The following is a 16367-nucleotide window of genomic DNA, read 5'->3' as shown; positions in this document are numbered from 1 at the left end:
CCCTTGATAAGGGGGGTGCCGATAGGCGGGTGGATCTGATAATTTTTAACGCCTACCTACTTAATTCATCATTCCCTCTCCCATCACCCCTTCTCCCCACTTGATAATTCATAATTCATAATTCATAATTCATAATTCATAATTCATAATTCCTAATTCCTAATTCCTAATTCCTAATTCATAATTCCTAATTCCTAATTCATAATTCATAATTCATAATTCATAATTCATAATTCATAATTCCTAATTCCTAATTCCTAATTCATAATTCCCCGAAACCGTCTTGACTATCGAACCTCATTCAAGGTATTCTGGGGAATAAGATCAGAAGGTGATGGAATTCAGATTTGAATTGGCGTGCAAACTAGGATCGGACAGTAATGCAATTCAGATGTGAATTGGCCTACTTTTTTGGAGACTTACCCAAAAGCTGACAAATGTTGTCTGTCTGATCAGAGCTTCTTGATGGTTCTCGCCACCATTTAACCATTAAAAAACGACCAGAACACCATGATAGATAACTTTACCGCCAACGACCTCTATAACTGTATAGATAGTCTAGATTCCTCAGATTTTCAGAAATTCCTAGCGGGGAATAAGTCATCAATTTTTCCCAGCATAGCCACTAATCGAGCCACATCTCTTTTCAAAGAAGAAGTAGCGAGCCTTAATCTTACTGCCTTAGATAACGCCGGCAATACCTTAGAAATGGCCTGTGATATCACCATTGGAGCAACTGCCACCAGCTACAGTGATTTCGCTGGTTCTGCAGACACCAATGATTATTATCATTTTAGTTTAGGAACCAGTAGCAACTTTAGCCTCAATTTAACGGGATTAAGTGCCGATGCCGATGTGTCCTTGTTAAATAGTAGTGGCGGTGTGATTACTAGCTCCACTAATCGCGGTAACAGCAGTGAGAGTATTACTCGTCAGCTGAATGGGGGTACTTACTATATCCGGGTTTATCCCCACAGTGGCAGCACCAACTATAACTTAACCCTGTCTGCGACCACAGCCCCAGTTGTACCCGGATATAGTGCCACTTCAGGATACGGTTTAGTTAATGCTGCGAGAGCCGTCGCTGGAGCCTTGAATGAAAGTCCTTTTGCCAATGTTCCCACTTTTGGTGGTGCTAATGACTGGGGGGTTAACTTAGTTAATGCACCCGAAGCTTGGGCAAGAGGTTATACAGGACAGGGAATCGTCGTTGCTGTACTAGATACAGGAGTTGACCGCAATCATGCCGACTTAGCGGCCAATATTTGGACGAATGCGGGCGAAATTGCCAATGATGGTCTTGATAACGATGGCAACGGTTACGTTGATGACGTTTATGGCTGGAACTTTGCCAATGGCAATAATAATACTTTAGATGGCAACCGCCATGGTACTCATGTGGCGGGAACCATTGCTGCTCGTAATAATGGTTTCGGGGTCACTGGTGTGGCCCACAATGCCAAAATTATGCCGGTGAAAGTTTTGAGCGATTCCGGTAGTGGCAGCTCTAGTGGCGTTGCCCAAGGAATTCGCTACGCCGTGGACAACGGTGCTGATGTGATTAATATGAGTTTGGGCGGTGGTAGCACTAACAGTCAGATTCAAGCAGCCCTCCAGTATGCCAGCAGTCGCGGTGTTATCGTGGTTATGGCCGCCGGTAATTCGGGGGCAGCTCAACCCAGTTATCCCGCTTCCAGTGCCACCTCTTGGGGTCTTGCCGTAGGTGCCGTTAATAGTTCTAACCAGATGGCTTCCTTCTCCAATCGTGCTGGCTCCAATTCTTCGATGAGCTATGTCACCGCTCCAGGCGTACAAGTGTATTCTACTCTCCCTAATGGTGGCTATGGTTTCTTGAGTGGAACCTCCATGGCAGCACCCCATGTGGCCGGAGTGGTGACCTTAATGTTGAGTGCCAATCCGAATCTGACCGATGCTCAAGTACGTCAAATTATTACTGCCACAGCAGGTAATGTCGCCTAAAACTTGGCTGTTTTTTGGCCTCAGATAGCTGATTCTTGGCTCTCAGACAAAAAAAAACTCGTTTACTTTTCTGTAAACGAGTTCACTTTCCATGATACTATTAATAGTCCTGTGAATTATTTGGCAACTGCTACCGGTGCTTTGACGGGCTGGGGCTGCAGGTCGCGCAAACTTGGGAAGAGGAAGTGGTTTTCCTCCACATATTGCGCTCCAAACAGTCCTTTTTCAGCCCAGAAATAGCGATCGGTTGTATGCTCGTTACGCTTAACAATCAATAAAGCTGGTGGGCTAATGCCTATAGCTTGAATATACTTACGCGCCGCAGTTACGGGTTTATCTTCGCCACTTTCAATACTATACTGGGGTACAAGTTCAAGTATCTTACGTCCTTCTTGACGACGGCGACTTTTACGTTTCCGTTTTCTGGCCAACCCAATTACCTCCTGTTTTGGCTAATCGTTGTAATGATAGTTACAAAAGCCGTAGCGATTATATCCGTTCTAGACCGAGAAATCAAGTGTCTCTCACAAACCCAATTACAAACAAGTTTGACTAGAAGCTAGACTGGGACTGTGTTTAAGTTTGTGTCACAAAAACACTGCCCCCAATCCCGATACAAAACTTATTATTCTTAAACTTTTTTTAATATATACCCTGAGCCACCCCTAAAATAGTGATCAAACCCTTGCCCTAATTGCTTTTTACTGGCTGCACCCCACCCAAGAGGATGGCCATTGTCTCCCCTGTCAACTGGGAAATAAAACTCGCAACCCTAGCTTGATCAAGGTTTTCTGATTTTTTACTTTTTACTTTCTTAGTATGCCCTTCTCCTCCCCCTCCCGGACTCCCCTGAGTGATGATTTTATTGCCCTCTGTCAGGCACAGATGGAACTTTTGCGGGAGCAAATGGAAGCAGACAGAAGTGCGGTTTATTTAACTGAACCTTTATCGAGTAATTTAATCCCAGTTGTTGTTTATCCGCCTTTTAATTCCCCTTCTCCCCAAAAAAAGCGGCTTTCCTTGCAACCAGGCCCATCGGCGGCAGACCTGTTAACTGCGGTTAAGTTAGAAGATTTATCCCACCTCTGGAGTAATCAGGAGACCGTCAGCGGTCATCGCTTGTTTTTACCCTTAATGTATGAAGAGGGCATGATCGGATTATTGGTGACAACCAGAGAAAAACGACCTTGGCAAAGTTGGGAATTAACCCGGATGGAAAAAATCACCCAAACCCTCGCTTTAGCCTGTGTACTCGATCGCCAATTAGGAGAAGAACGTTATTATCGACAATGGCAACGTCAGCGCCTCGATACCTTTCTCCATCAAATCCGCAATCCCCTCACCGCTTTAAAAACCTTTGGTAAACTTCTGCTCAAAAGGCTTTTGGCCGAAGAAGGTAACGATCCCGCCATTACCGGTATGCTGAGGGAAAGCGATCGAGTTCGGGACTTAATCGCCGGATTTGAGGCCCAAATTCAGCAAGAAAGCGAAAATTACCCCACCGTCGATATTCCTCTCCTGCAAGCGCAATCTTCCCCCACCACCTTTCTCTTGCCTGCTGGCAGCACTCAGCTAACTCCGATCGATCTCCATGAGCTTCTCGATCCGTTGCTCCTTTCGGCCCAGGCCGTAGCTAAAGAGAGAAATCTCAGTCTAGAAAGGATTCACGGGGAAGATATACCACTTATTCGTGCCAATATCCCCAGTTTGCGGGAAGTATTCAGCAATTTAATTGATAATGCCCTCAAATATACTCCTGCCGGCGGAAAAGTCACCGTCGAGGTCAAAAATGTTAAGAATAGTGTAGAAATTGTTTTTAAAGACACGGGTTATGGTATTCCGAGGAGCGATCAAGAAAGAATTTTTCAACGTCACTACCGGGGAGTGCAAGCGGGGGGAGATATACCCGGTACGGGGTTGGGTTTAGCGATCGCCAAAGAATTAATGACTGGCATGGGGGGGACGATTGAATTTATCAGTCCCAATCCCGAGCCAACAAGTTCTCCCTACCCCGGGACGGTTTTTCGGGTTCGTCTGCCGGTTATGGCCAATGATAACCTCAGTATAGAGGGGTGATCTGGCCCGTAAATTTTGCCTATGTTCCCGCTCGGGAGATTCCGGGGGCGATCGGTTAAAATAGATGGAAAATATCAGTGTTACTGGTAACGTAGCTAGAGACAATTAATTACACACATCTAACTACCTCTTGCCTTTTGCCCCTTGCATGAGTGCCGATCCTAACCAAGAAGTTAATTTTGTCCTATTACTTAAATTATGCCAACTATCGAACAATTAGAACCCGCTAATAAGGCTGATGTGGTAGTATATATGCCCTACTATGCCAAGGACAAACATAGTATCCTGCCCTATGCGATCGCTTTGTATCAAGCTGGCTCTTTAGAAGGTCGTCGTCACATAGAAAGCGGTCAAGGGATTCCCTTTGTGGCCTCTTGGTATGTATCAAAATTGCCCTCGGAATTGACCCGTTGTCGTTTACAATTTGAAGGACAGGCCGACCTAAGCTATGAGATGACAATTATTAACGCCGAGTTGGTGGAATATCTGATCGATGCGATTAAAACCTTTAAGCAGCTAGGTTCGGCCGACTTTTCGCAGGGATTTTATCGGAAACTCCTGCGATTTGAGGAATAAAAGTCGGGATTTTACGGGTTAAAAGGAGCAAATCGTGGCGAAATCAGCCAAATCTATACTTATCTCTTCCCTGGAACCCCTCAGTGGTAAATCGGGAACTGTCGTCGGTTTAGCGCATCTCTTGCGACAAAAAGGACTAGAGATAAGTTATGGCAAACCAGTGGGCAATTGTCCGGGCTACGTCGATGGGCAATTGGTCGATGAGGATGTAGAATTTATTCGGCAATTACTAGAATTATCCCCCGAACAGCTGCGTTTACCGGTGATTTACACAGATGTGGATTCCGTTGCTAAACGCCTACAGGGTGCAGATAAACAGGACTACGGCAATGTTCTTGCCGGCTATCTCGATCGAGTTAACAGTGATATTACCCTCCTCGAAGGGCCAGGGACTCTCTGGGAAGGCAGTATTTTTCAGTTATCCATGGGGGAGATGGCCAAAATTCTCCAGACTCCGATCCTATTGGTGGCTCGCTATAGTTCTCCCCTGATGGCCGAGAGTCTGCTGAAAGCAAGAGAGGAATTAAATAATCGGCTGCTGGGGGTGGTCATTAGTGATATCCCTGCGGATGATTGGGAGGAAGTACAATCTCTCCTGAAACCCTATCTGATCAGCCAAGGTGTGGAGGTTTTAGGACTGTTACCCGCTAGTAAACTAATGCGTAGTATTAGTGTTCGGGAAATTGTCCATCTTTTGGGGGCTAAAGTATTATGTCGGCCCGATCGTTTAGATTGGATGGTAGAAAGTCTAGCGATCGGGGCAATGAATGTCAACGCCGCTTTAGAATATTTTCGTAAGGGGGAAAATATGGCCGTGATTACGGGCGGCGATCGCACAGATCTACAGTTAGCTGCCCTAGAAACTTCTACCACCTGTTTAATCTTAACCGGTTCCATCTCTCCGGATCCCCTGATTCTAGGCCGGGCCGAGGATTTAGAAGTACCGATTCTCTCGGTAAATTTAGATACTCTCACCACCGTGGAAATCGTCGATCGGGCCTTCGGGAAGATTCGCTTACAGGAACAGGTAAAGGTCGCTTGTATTCGAGAATTAATGGAGGAACATTTCCAGATTGATCGCCTGTTAGAAAAGTTAACAATAGGGGCGTAATTTCTCCCCGGCTGCCGAGAATTTCATGGGAAATCCCTTCATGACTCCATCATCCCCGCCTGTGTCCCCTCCGGTCAAAGAAAATGACTGGAGATTATTATTGAAACTACTTCCCTACGCAAAAAAGCAAAAAGCTCTGCTATTTTGGTCATTAATACTTCTTTTTCCCCTATCTCTCACGGGGGCGATTCAACCCTTAATTATCGGTCAAGCGGTCTCCCTTTTGCAAAAGGAACAAACTTGGAATTTTTTGGCTCAAATGCCCTTAACCGCAGCCATTAATACCCTAATTATTATCCTCTCGGCTGCGATTACTTTACGGCTGATTTTAGGGACAATACAAGGTTATCTGGTGCAGAAAGTCGGTCAGTCAATTACCGCTAATGTCCGGGAAGATTTATTTAGCCATGTTACTTCCCTTTCCTCTAGTTTTTTTGATCGCTCTCCCGTGGGACGTTTAGTCACCCGTTTAACCAGCGATGTGGAAGCATTAGGAGAAGTTTTTGCCAGTGGTGCGATCGGAGTTGTCAGTGATTTAGTCTATATTTTAGTTATCATCATCACCATGTTTACCCTGCAATGGCAATTAGCTCTATTGTTGGTGTTGATGTTATTTCCCGTCACCGCTCTAATTATCTTTTTTCAAAAACAATACCGCAGTGCTAACTATCAAGTACGCGAGCAATTATCAAAACTTAATGCCCAATTACAGGAAAATGTAGTCGGAGTTAATATTGTTCAATTATTTCGCCGGGAACGCTTTAATGCTGAAATATTTCGCTCTACCAATACTCACTATCGGCAATCCCTAGATAAAACAATTTTTTATGATTCGGCCGTCTCAGCTACTTTGGAATGGATCGGATTAATTGCCGTGGCAGGAGTATTATGGTTAGGCGGTATTTTTATTCTCCAGAAAACCATTGATTTTGGGGTTTTATCAGCTTTTATTTTATTCTCCCAGCGTCTCTTTAATCCCCTGCGTCAGTTTGCGGAAAAATTTACCATGTTTCAAGCGGGTTTTACTGCTATTGAACGCATTGGTGAATTAATTAGTATTCCCATTGAAATCAAAGATTATAAAAATTATCAGGAGATTTCCTTCCTAGAAAAACGTCAGACTGGTGAGATTATTTTTGAAAATGTTTGGTTTGGTTATAAACCGGATGAATATATTATCAAAGGTCTCAATTTTACCATTCATCCGGGGGAAAAAGTCGCCTTAGTCGGTCCCACCGGTGCAGGAAAAAGTTCGATTATTCGTCTTCTCTGTCGTCTCTATGAACCAAGTAAGGGCAGAATTCTAGTGGATGGTATCGATATCCGTTATCTTCCCCAAGCAGAATTAAGACGTTATATCGGTGTCATTCTCCAAGAAACTTTTCTCTTTGCCGGAGATGTGACTCGCAATATTACCCTAGGGGAAAATTATGATTTTGAGCAAGTTAAGGCAGCGGCTAAATCAACTAATATCGCTCACTTTATCGAGGAGTTACCCAATGGTTATCATACCCTTTTACGAGAACGGGGCGCAAATTTGTCGGGAGGACAAAAACAATTACTCGCTTTTGCGAGAGTCGCTATTCGTAACCCCGAAATTTTAGTTTTAGATGAAGCTACCGCTAGTTTAGACGTGGGGACAGAAGTATTAATTCAAGAAGCTTTAGAACAGATTTTAGTCGATCGTACCGCTATTATTATCGCCCATCGTCTCTCCACTATTCGCGATGTCGATCGAATTCTTGTGCTGAAACGCGGGGAATTAGTCGAATCGGGAACCCATGAAGATTTATTAACCAAAGACGGCCTCTACGCTAGTTTATATAAACTGCAAATGTTAGGCACAGATAGTTAACAGTGATCAGAATTCAGGAGACTCCGAGACAGGAGATTATTTTTATTTATTCTTCCCACTTCATAATTCATAATTCATAATTCATAATTCCCACAATGCCTTCGCCAGAATCCGCTCCGTTGGTAGCACAACTGCAAAAAAAAGTCAATAGTTTAGATGTACCATTTTATGCGCCAGGGCATAAGCAGGGGGAAGGAATCGGGGAAGATTTAAGTAATTTACTGGGAAAAAGCGTCTTTAAAGCCGATTTACCCGAATTACCCGACCTTGATAATTTGTTTGCTCCGACGGGAGTGATTAAAGAAGCGCAAATTTTAGCAGCCGAGACATTTGGAGCAGATAAAAGCTGGTTTTTGGTCAATGGCTCCAGTTGTGGCATTATTGCGGCGATTTTAGCCACTTGCGGCGAGGGAGATAAAATTATTTTAGCGAGAAATATTCATAAATCGGCAATTTCTGGCTTAATTCTCTCCGGAGCGCAGCCCATCTTTATCAATCCCGAATATAATCCCACTATCGATCTAAATTTAAATATAACCCCCCAATCCCTCGCAAATGCCCTCAAACTCCATCCCGATGCCAAAGCGGTAATGGTAGTCTCTCCCACCTATCAAGGGGTTTGCTGTGACTTAGAAACTATCGCCCAGATTACCAATCATTATTCTATCCCGCTGCTCGTTGATGAGGCTCACGGGTCCCATTTTGCCTTTCATCCCGATTTACCTCCGGCTGCCCTCTCTCTCGGCGCCGATATGGCTATTCAGTCCACCCATAAGGTTTTAGGGGCCTTAACTCAAGCATCGATGTTACACTTAAAAAGCGATCGCATTAGTTCCGAAAAAGTCGATCGAGCCTTACAATTAGTTCAAACCACTAGCCCTAGTTATTTGCTTCTCGCCTCCCTTGATAGTGCTAGAAAGCAAATGGCGACGCAAGGCCTAGATTTACTGACCAAAACCCTCGATTTAGCCGCTACTGCCCGAAAAGAACTCGATAAAATCCCTAATATCTCTGTTTTAGACTTTCCCCATTCTATCCCGGGTTGTCACTGGTTTGATCGCACTCGTTTAACGGTAATTGTCAAAGATTTTGGCTTAACTGGTTACGAAATAGACGATATTTTGCGAGAAAAATACGCTGTCACGGCGGAATTACCGACTTTAAGCCAACTTACTTTTATTATCTCCATCGGCAATCATCGCGAACACATTAATCGCCTAATTACTGCTTTTCAATGCCTTCAATCCCCTTCCTCTACCAGTTTACCCCCCACTCCTCCTCCAGTCACGGCAAATTCGGCTATTTCTCCTAGAAAGGCTTTTTTTGCCCCTACAGAGATAGTATCCCGGAAAAATGCCCTCGATCGTCTTAGTGCTGATGTTATCTGTCCCTATCCCCCCGGTATTCCCGTTTTGATGCCGGGAGAGTTAATTTCTCAGGAAATCCTCGACTATCTGCAAACTATTTTAGACCTCGGTGGCACGATTACCGGCGGTGGTGATGATAATTTTGAAACTTTCAGGGTTTTAAAATAATCGCAAAATTATCTGATATATTAACCGGAAAAGGGCAGTAATAGCAATGGCTCCGATGGCTGCCATCACGGCAATGATAGCAATTTCAGGAAAATTTAGGCTTCCTTGCAGTTGCGAAAGAAAGAAGATGAAGGTGAGGGTAATTGCTGCTAGAATCGGTAAATCTCTCCCTTCAATCACTTTTTTAAATAATGCCCAAACTAAGCCACCTAAGATGATAAAGGCGATGACAATTCCTGCCGAGGGGACTAAACTATTTAAGGCAATTACCAATAATGTCCCCTCAAACCCTGTAAAGGCAGCATTAGTGAAAGTTTCCCCAAGAGAAAAGCGGGAACTTTTTCTCATCACTGGAGAAGCTGGAGGAGATGGAGGAATCGGGGAAGCTGGAGGAGATGGAGAAGGTGGATTTAAAGTGGTTAAAACTTCTTCACAGGATTGAAATCGATCTCGCGGATTTGCTAGTAACATTTTATTGAATACCCTTGCTAAATCTGCACTGATTTTGGGGACATAATTTTGCCAATTCCAGACCTGTTTTTGCGGATCGTATAGATCATCAGGATCGCGATTAGTTAAGAGCATAACACAGGTAGCTGCTAGGGCATATAAATCCGTGGCTGCCGATACCTGATTGCCTAATTGTTGTTCGGGAGGAGCAAATCCGGCTGAGTAAATTGTTGTGGATTTCTCTTGTGTATTATTGGGATTATTGGTAGCCTGTTTTACTGCCCCAAAATCGAGTAAATAGAGGCGACCATTTTTGGCTCGCATGATGTTAGATGGTTTTATATCCCGGTGAATGGAACCATTTTCATGGATAAATTTGAGGATAATAAGTAATTCTTGGAGAAGGTTTTTAACTTCACTTTCTTGAAAGGGTTTTTGTTGCTGTTGGAGAATTTCTTCTAGGTTTTTACCGTCGATATATTCCTGGGCCAGATAGAAAAATTGCTCTTCTTCTCCCGTTAATTGATTCTTGACTTTTAAAGGGAAAAAAGCATAGAGATCGGGGATTTGGGGATGTTCTCTTCCTAAATCTTCTAAAACCCGCGCTTCTTGAAAAAATAAGTTTTTCGCTTTTTCTAAAGCTTGCGGACTTAAATTACCGGAAGGTTGAAATTGTTTGATTACACATTTAGCTTTTTTGGGACTATAACGATCTACTGCTAAAAATGCCGCCCCAAATCCTCCTTTTCCCAATAGACGTTCCGGCAAATAACGTCCCCCTAAAATTAATGGCATCCCGCAAGCAGTACAATATTTCTGCTCGATCGAGGTTAAAAGATTGCTATCGTCTAGGTCTAGGCACTGATTACGCGGTCTCGGACAGTGGGGACGCGTACAAATAACTTCCATAGTCACCGTTTCCCGTGGTACTGCTCTTAGTTTAGCTAGTACCGGCAATTCGGGTTAAAATTTTTATTCTTGAGAAAGAGTTAAAAAGAGAGTTCGTAGGCGGACACGGATTCCCACTATACTACAAGGTTAGCAAAAATTTTTGAGTTTGTCAAGTCTTTGGCTGAAAAAAATCCAGCCAGATAAGGGCGATTATCGAAAAAATCGGGTCACGCATATCAGCCAAGGCCAGGGTTCTGGCCACGACTTGAGCGAAACGGTCTTGAACCATCCACTCCCGTGTCACCTCGTTTTCAGGCTCTTGAAAATATTGCTTTTTTTTCCCAAAGACAGTAAACTCAAATGTATTGTAAATGTATTTCAGATGAATTATGACTCTATATCTAGTAGAGGATGATCAACAAGAAAGGACAAAAGAAGAGGTGAGCGAGATATTGGAGCGCATTGCCACACTGGCATCAAAATCCCAGGGAGAGTTAATCGAAGCCCTAATCGGTGAAACAGAGGGGCGGTTATTCCTGATTATCAAAGCGATTGATCGCGCCTCCCTCGAACAAGTACTAGAAAACGCTGGGCTAGGTTGGCAACTAATCAAGGAAATGCGCTTGATTGGGCAGGACTTAGCCACTGTGCGAGAGCGCAAAGACAAAGCCAACTATCTAGTACAGTGGAATTTACCCCCGGGGCTAACCATGGAAACTTACCTGCAACGAAAAGCGGAGAAAACCCCCCTTTATGCTCAAGTGCCTGAAGTCAGTTTCGAGCGTACCTATGTTTGCGAAGACTTGAGTAAATGTCTCTGTTTCTACGATAGTCCCGATGAAGCGGCGGTAAAAAGAGCCAGAGAAGTGGTCGGCGCACCTATAGATAGTTTGACCTCGATTGAAAATATTCACCCCTAGGAGAGAACAATGATGCTAGATCGAGGCTCCGAAATCAGTTCTTTTCTGGAAGAAAGAGCCACTGACCTCAACAACGGTACAGCTAATCTCAACGTCGGTTGGGCCCTAACCAAGCTAGGAGAATCGGGCTGGTTCGGCTATGCTATACCTGAAAGCTTAGGAGGCCGGGGTGGCTCCTTACTACAGGCAGTAGAGGCGATCTCCGCTGTGTCCCAATGCTGCCTGACCACCGGTTTTGTTTTCTGGTGTCAGCGCGTCTTCATCCAATATCTGGCCGCCAGTAATAACACTTACCTACAAAACAAAATTCTACCTGCTGTTCTCAAGGGAGAGATAGCCGGAGCGACAGGACTCTCCAACGCCATGAAGTACCTCGGCGGGATCGAGGAGCTGCGTTTACAGGCAAAGATCGAAGGAGAAAACGTCACTGTTAATGGCTTCCTGCCCTGGGCCTCTAACCTCGACTCCAACGGAGAATTTATAGTAGCCGTTGCCGCTCAAACTAGATCTGGACAAACTCTTATCCTCGCCCTTCCCTCCTTCGCAGAGGGGTTAAAACGGGGTGAAGACCTACAATTATTGGGTTTACAAGCTTCCCGCACCAGTACCCTTGAATTCGAGCGAGTTCAGTTATCTCACGACTGGATTATCAGCTTGGAAGCAGCAAAATTTTTACCCTCAGTCCGCCCCTGTTTCTTGCTGTTACAATGCGGACTGGCCCTTGGCATTACGCGTAAATCCCTTGGGGAGACAGAGAAAAGTTTAGGGGGAAAGGCAGCGGTAGCCAGCGATCGTTATTTCTGCGCCCGGGAGCGTCTGACTCGTCTAGAAAAGACAATCGAGCAATTCAGCACCCTAGAAAGCTTCGATCTCGGACGAACACGCCAACTATTCACCCTCAGAGTGGACATTACCCGGTTAGCGGTGGAATCCGTATGGTTAGAAGCGGAAATTAAGGGAGGAAAAGGCTATTTCCGGAATAGCGACACGGCCCGACGGCTGCGCGAGGTCGCCTTTTTACCGGTGTTAACTCCGAGCCTGATTCAACTGGAAAGAGAGTTACAACGTCAGTCCTCTACCGATAAAATTCTCCCTGGCGAACTCGAGCGAGCGGGGGTGAGGGAATGAGTATCGCCACTGATTACCCCGTCCTCAGCCTAAAAAATCTCCATAAACGCTATAAAACCCGCCATGGCTACCGTACCGTTTTTGAGGATATTAACCTACAGGTGCGCTCCGGTGAGGTGGTTTGTTTGCTTGGGGCCAGTGGTTGCGGTAAATCTACCCTCCTTGCTACCGCCGCTGGTTTGCAAAGTGCCGATGGCGGAGAAATACAATTGCACTCACGACCCCTACAAGCCCCAGACATCCGCAGCTCGATCGTCTTTCAATCCCCCGCCCTTTTACCTTGGTTAACCGTTTGGCAAAACGTGGCTTTTGGTTTGAAATTAAAGCGGATGCCCCGCCTCGATCATCAGCAATTACGCGAAAGGGTTCACACCGCCGTTAAAAGCGTCAAACTAGAGGGCTTCGAGCGTGCCTATCCTCATCAACTATCCGGCGGTATGGCTCAGAGAGTTTCTCTAGCCCGCGTCCTCGCCCGCCGCCCCTCTCTCCTGCTCCTGGATGAGCCGTTTAGCGCCCTCGACGCGATCACCCGTTTCGAGATGCAAAAACTCCTCCTAGAAGTCATAGCTCTCTATAACAGCACGGTTCTCCTCGTTACCCACGACATCGACGAGGCCCTGTTAGTGGCCGATCGAGTTCTTCTCATGGGCCGTCATCCGGTGGGCATCCGCCGAGAATGGACCATCTCGATGGCGAAACCCCGTTTCGAGTCAGCCAAGCTTTTGAGTGATCTACGCCTGTCAATTTTTCAAGAATTAGCCCTTGTCATGACACTGTAAATCTATGAACCTACACGATAATTGTGCTTGTTGCGGCATGAGCCGTCGAGATTTCCTGAAACTTTCGGCACTGTTTACCAGTTCCTTCGGGGCAGCGATCGCCGCCGATAATTGGAATCTCCCCGTTCACGCCAATGCCAAAGATCAGCCTGTGAAAATCGGTTATCTACCGATTACGGATGCCGCCCCCCTATTGGTGGCCCACTCGCGAAAACTTTATCAAGCGGAAGGTTTAACTGCCGAACAACCGCGCCTATTCCGCTCTTGGGCGCAGATTGTTGAGGCCTTTCTCGCTCGGCAGGTGAACGTTATTCACGTTCTTTTTCCCACCTCGATCTGGATTCGTTACGGGCGCAATTTCCCCGCTAAAATCGTCGCTTGGAACCATACCAATGGTTCAGCCCTCACCGTCCTTCCCGATATTGAAAATCCCAGGGAATTGGGAGGTAAAACGATCGCGGTTCCTTTCTGGTATTCGATTCATAATTTGGTCTTGCAACAACTCTTACAACGTAACGGGCTGAAAATAGTTCGCAAAGCCAAGGACGCGCCGATCGCTTCTAACGAGGTTAATCTAGTGGTTCTCCCGCCCCCGGATATGGTATCAGCCCTCGCCAATAAGAGCATCGGCGGTTATATCGTTGCTGAACCTTTCAACGCGGCGGCGGAAAATCTCAAAACCGGTAGGGTTCTCCGTTTCACCGGCGATGTCTGGAAGAATCACGCCTGTTGCGTTGTCTTTGTTCACGAGGAGGATATTAGGCAACGGAAACAATGGACGCAGAGGGTGGTAAACGCCCTCGTTAAAGCCCAACTCTGGTCCCGGAGCAATCGCTCGGAAGTGGCCCGGATTCTCTCTAAAGATGGTGGAAAATATACGCCTCACCCGCTGCCGGTATTGCAACGGGCGCTTACTTACTACGATCGCAATTTCTATAAAAAAGACGGGGCGATCCAGAATCCAGACTGGCAAGTCAACCGGATCGATTTCCAGCCCTATCCTTTCCCTTCCTATACCGAGGAACTGGTACGCTTGCTCAAAACCACTCAGGTGGAAGGAAATACGGATTTTCTCCAAAAACTGCAACCCCGACAGGTGGCCCGGGATCTCGTGGATGACTCTTTTGTCCGTAATGCCTTGCAACAGGTGGGCGGACCGAAAGCTTTCGGCTTACCGAATAATCTCTCCCGCATCGAGACGATCAAATTTTAAAGGTCTGAACCTATGAAGTCACAATCTTTGACCTCCCCGCCAAGAGCTTTACTACCCTTATGGGGTATCGGTTTTGGATTATTGCTCTGGTGGCTATTTACCAGTCCTCTATGGCACTCAAACCCGATTTTAAATGATTTTTCCCCTGAGCGATCTTTTGTCGCTTTATTACAGCTTTTTGTTGGGGGGGAGATTATGCCCCATATCCTCACCAGTTGCCGCCGGGTTATTGTGGGCTTGGTTCTCGCTAGTGCCATCGGTGTGCCGTTGGGGGTATTAATCGGGTTGTATCGCTCCCTTGAATCGGCTTTGTCGGCTGTATTTCAATTTCTACGCATGATCTCGCCCCTTTCTTGGATGCCTTTAGCGGTGATGGTTTTGGGAATTGGTGATCTACCGGTGTATTTTTTGCTGACGGTGGCGGCTATCTGGCCGATCCTTCTCAATACGGCTGCCGGGGTTAATGCGGTTGATCGCTCTTGGTTGACTTTAGCCCGCAGTCTCTGTGCTACCCGAGGGGAAACGGTTTTCCAGATTATTCTGCCTGCGATCCTCTCCCATCTCCTAACTGGTTTCCGTTTGGCTATAGGTATTATCTGGATCGTTCTTGTCCCGGCGGAAATGCTGGGGGTTAGTGCGGGTTTGGGTTATTATATTCTCGATACACGCGATCGACTCGCTTATTCAGAGTTGATGGCGGTGATTCTCGTTATTGGCGCAATTGGTTATCTGCTCGATTGGGGTTTGCGTCTGGCTCATCGCTCTTGGACGCATCAAGATTAGCCTATTGGTTCGACTATGGGGGAAGTGGGAAGGGGGAAGTCTTGGCGCTTTTCCTTAGTTGAAAGAGCGGGCCAGACGACTAACCCCAGTATGTAATAACTGTTCCAAACTTTGGCGATCGCTGATGGCTTGAAGATTGATCACAAAACAGGTTAAACCCAGTCCAAAGAGGATAAAAGTGGGGGCCATAACCACACCAATCATCAACCAGGTGGCGACGTGGAGAAACATGGTGACAGCGAACAACAAAGCTAGGGAAGCAATGGGGAAGATTTGACGGGTAGGACGACCGAAATAGAGAAAAAGAACGGTTAAAAGGGTGGTTACTAAGTTAGCGGGTACTAAAAAGGCACAAATCGAGACGCAATAGTTGCGGGAAAATTCAGCGAGGGTATTAAAATCTATCATTAATATTACTTTACAATTGCCTGAGTCTTAGTACTCTCGATTGTAGCGGAAAATTTACATGATCGGGATGAAGGTGACTAAAGGCTGTGGTGCAATAGATTTTCGAGAGGGAGCTAAAACGAGGATCGGGGTTAACCACAGAAACCAAAAACCTACCTAAAGCTTTTTAAAGCTACTCATTTCTGTAGCTAGATAGCTAAAATAAGTAACTTTGGCCACCGATAGATTTTAAGAACGTTATCAGGTATAATCAAGATATGAAGCTAGTTGAACGTCATATTATCAGTCAAAACCATCCCTTATGGTCAGAAATCGACCATTATGCCTTCTTGTCAAAAAATTTGTTCAATCTAGCTAACTACCATTATCGCCAATATTTCTTTGAAAACTCCCAAAAACTGAGTTTTAATCAACTCTATCATCTGGTATCTAAAACCTCAGATTATTTAGCTTTACCCACGAAACCGAAGCACGCAGATAATCAGAAGATTAGATCAGGCTTGGATTAGTTATTTTGCCGCTTTTAGAGCTTGGAAAAAACACCCTGAAAAATTTTTAGGAAAACCTAAAATTATTAAGTATAAGGACAAAACCAAAGGAAGAAACCTGCTAATATATTCTCAGGAATCAATTTATAAAAAACCTTTAAAAGAAGACCCCCA

At 45.4% G+C, this 16367-nt stretch carries 15 protein-coding genes; 12 read left to right on the top strand and 3 right to left on the bottom strand.

Annotation, left to right across the window (positions count from 1 at the left end; all coding sequences use genetic code 11):
• Nucleotides 1-510 precede the first annotated feature (510 nt).
• Nucleotides 511-1980, top strand: coding sequence for a S8 family serine peptidase (locus tag MICAI_RS14505; protein ID WP_008203394.1), 1470 nt, complete (start codon nt 511-513; stop codon nt 1978-1980).
• A gap of 116 nt (nt 1981-2096) precedes the next feature.
• Here the strand turns inward: MICAI_RS14505 and MICAI_RS14500 are convergent, their stop codons facing one another.
• Nucleotides 2097-2411: a DUF3155 domain-containing protein gene (locus MICAI_RS14500; RefSeq protein ID WP_004268081.1), complete on the bottom strand. Its 315-nt coding sequence runs from the start codon at nt 2409-2411 to the stop codon at nt 2097-2099.
• A gap of 388 nt (nt 2412-2799) precedes the next feature.
• On the opposite strand from MICAI_RS14500, the gene MICAI_RS14495 reads away from it, so the two are divergent.
• The 5 genes from MICAI_RS14495 to MICAI_RS14475 all read left to right on the top strand — a co-directional run bounded on the left by MICAI_RS14495 (nt 2800) and on the right by MICAI_RS14475 (nt 9133).
• Entirely contained in the window at nt 2800-4056 is a 1257-nt protein-coding gene (locus tag MICAI_RS14495; RefSeq protein WP_008203391.1) for a GAF domain-containing sensor histidine kinase, read from the top strand.
• A 198-nt stretch (nt 4057-4254) separates the two neighbouring features.
• Nucleotides 4255-4632, top strand: a complete 378-nt coding sequence (gene ebsA, locus MICAI_RS14490) for a type IV pilus biogenesis protein EbsA (RefSeq protein WP_008203389.1) — start codon at nt 4255-4257, stop codon at nt 4630-4632.
• Nucleotides 4633-4666: 34 nt separating this feature from the next.
• On the top strand, nt 4667-5743 hold the full coding sequence (locus MICAI_RS14485; protein ID WP_008203388.1) for a phosphotransacetylase family protein: 1077 nt from the start codon (nt 4667-4669) through the stop codon (nt 5741-5743).
• A gap of 40 nt (nt 5744-5783) precedes the next feature.
• Nucleotides 5784-7598 (top strand): ABC transporter ATP-binding protein, encoded by a 1815-nt coding sequence (locus MICAI_RS14480; protein WP_039900225.1) that lies wholly within the window; start codon nt 5784-5786, stop codon nt 7596-7598.
• Between the two features lie 95 nt (nt 7599-7693).
• Nucleotides 7694-9133 carry an aminotransferase class I/II-fold pyridoxal phosphate-dependent enzyme gene (locus MICAI_RS14475; protein ID WP_008203383.1) on the top strand — a complete coding sequence of 480 codons (1440 nt, stop codon included), beginning with the start codon at nt 7694-7696 and terminating at the stop codon, nt 9131-9133.
• Here MICAI_RS14475 and MICAI_RS14470 read toward each other — a convergent pair.
• Nucleotides 9125-10492: a serine/threonine-protein kinase gene (locus MICAI_RS14470; protein ID WP_008203381.1), complete on the bottom strand. Its 1368-nt coding sequence runs from the start codon at nt 10490-10492 to the stop codon at nt 9125-9127. The two genes, MICAI_RS14475 and MICAI_RS14470, sit on opposite strands and share 9 nt — an antisense overlap.
• A 371-nt stretch (nt 10493-10863) precedes the next feature.
• On the opposite strand from MICAI_RS14470, the gene MICAI_RS14465 reads away from it, so the two are divergent.
• The 5 genes from MICAI_RS14465 to MICAI_RS14445 are packed head-to-tail and all read left to right on the top strand — an operon-like array spanning nt 10864 to nt 15297.
• The gene (locus MICAI_RS14465; protein WP_008203377.1) at nt 10864-11394 is read left to right on the top strand and encodes a DUF4242 domain-containing protein; all 531 of its coding nucleotides are present in this window, start codon (nt 10864-10866) and stop codon (nt 11392-11394) included.
• A gap of 12 nt (nt 11395-11406) precedes the next feature.
• Nucleotides 11407-12522 (top strand): acyl-CoA dehydrogenase family protein, encoded by a 1116-nt coding sequence (locus MICAI_RS14460; RefSeq protein ID WP_039900223.1) that lies wholly within the window; start codon nt 11407-11409, stop codon nt 12520-12522.
• A complete protein-coding gene (locus MICAI_RS14455; RefSeq protein WP_008203373.1) occupies nt 12519-13301 on the top strand; it encodes an ABC transporter ATP-binding protein in 783 nt (260 codons plus the stop codon). Before MICAI_RS14460 ends, MICAI_RS14455 begins: the two co-directional genes overlap by 4 nt.
• 4 nt (nt 13302-13305) lie before the next feature.
• On the top strand, nt 13306-14514 hold the full coding sequence (locus MICAI_RS14450) for an ABC transporter substrate-binding protein (RefSeq protein WP_008203372.1): 1209 nt from the start codon (nt 13306-13308) through the stop codon (nt 14512-14514).
• 12 nt (nt 14515-14526) lie between these two features.
• A complete protein-coding gene (locus MICAI_RS14445) occupies nt 14527-15297 on the top strand; it encodes an ABC transporter permease (RefSeq protein WP_008203370.1) in 771 nt (256 codons plus the stop codon).
• A 54-nt stretch (nt 15298-15351) separates the two neighbouring features.
• On the opposite strand, the gene MICAI_RS14440 is transcribed toward MICAI_RS14445, so the two are convergent.
• The gene (locus MICAI_RS14440; RefSeq protein WP_008203368.1) at nt 15352-15705 is read right to left on the bottom strand and encodes a hypothetical protein; all 354 of its coding nucleotides are present in this window, start codon (nt 15703-15705) and stop codon (nt 15352-15354) included.
• A 257-nt stretch (nt 15706-15962) separates the two neighbouring features.
• On the opposite strand from MICAI_RS14440, the gene MICAI_RS14435 reads away from it, so the two are divergent.
• Nucleotides 15963-16214: a hypothetical protein gene (locus tag MICAI_RS14435; protein ID WP_008203365.1), complete on the top strand. Its 252-nt coding sequence runs from the start codon at nt 15963-15965 to the stop codon at nt 16212-16214.
• The last annotated feature ends 153 nt before the right edge of the window (nt 16215-16367 follow it).

This window comes from Microcystis sp. T1-4, assembly GCF_000297435.1.
Taxonomy (GTDB): Bacteria; Cyanobacteriota; Cyanobacteriia; order Cyanobacteriales; family Microcystaceae; genus Microcystis.
The sequence above is the reverse complement of the archived record's forward strand: the minus strand, read 5'-3'. Positions and strand labels throughout refer to the sequence as shown.

What these genes read in the sequence shown, in the direction of transcription:
- MICAI_RS14505 (WP_008203394.1), top strand. Translation starts at nt 511, where the DNA reads ATGATAGATAACTTTACCGCCAACGACCTCTATAACTGTATAGATAGT.
- MICAI_RS14495 (WP_008203391.1), top strand. Translation starts at nt 2,800, where the DNA reads ATGCCCTTCTCCTCCCCCTCCCGGACTCCCCTGAGTGATGATTTTATT.
- ebsA (WP_008203389.1), top strand. Translation starts at nt 4,255, where the DNA reads ATGCCAACTATCGAACAATTAGAACCCGCTAATAAGGCTGATGTGGTA.
- MICAI_RS14480 (WP_039900225.1), top strand. Translation starts at nt 5,784, where the DNA reads ATGACTCCATCATCCCCGCCTGTGTCCCCTCCGGTCAAAGAAAATGAC.
- MICAI_RS14475 (WP_008203383.1), top strand. Translation starts at nt 7,694, where the DNA reads ATGCCTTCGCCAGAATCCGCTCCGTTGGTAGCACAACTGCAAAAAAAA.
- MICAI_RS14470 (WP_008203381.1), bottom strand. Translation starts at nt 10,492, where the DNA reads ATGGAAGTTATTTGTACGCGTCCCCACTGTCCGAGACCGCGTAATCAG.
- MICAI_RS14465 (WP_008203377.1), top strand. Translation starts at nt 10,864, where the DNA reads ATGACTCTATATCTAGTAGAGGATGATCAACAAGAAAGGACAAAAGAA.
- MICAI_RS14460 (WP_039900223.1), top strand. Translation starts at nt 11,407, where the DNA reads ATGCTAGATCGAGGCTCCGAAATCAGTTCTTTTCTGGAAGAAAGAGCC.
- MICAI_RS14455 (WP_008203373.1), top strand. Translation starts at nt 12,519, where the DNA reads ATGAGTATCGCCACTGATTACCCCGTCCTCAGCCTAAAAAATCTCCAT.
- MICAI_RS14450 (WP_008203372.1), top strand. Translation starts at nt 13,306, where the DNA reads ATGAACCTACACGATAATTGTGCTTGTTGCGGCATGAGCCGTCGAGAT.
- MICAI_RS14445 (WP_008203370.1), top strand. Translation starts at nt 14,527, where the DNA reads ATGAAGTCACAATCTTTGACCTCCCCGCCAAGAGCTTTACTACCCTTA.
- MICAI_RS14440 (WP_008203368.1), bottom strand. Translation starts at nt 15,705, where the DNA reads ATGATAGATTTTAATACCCTCGCTGAATTTTCCCGCAACTATTGCGTC.
- MICAI_RS14435 (WP_008203365.1), top strand. Translation starts at nt 15,963, where the DNA reads ATGAAGCTAGTTGAACGTCATATTATCAGTCAAAACCATCCCTTATGG.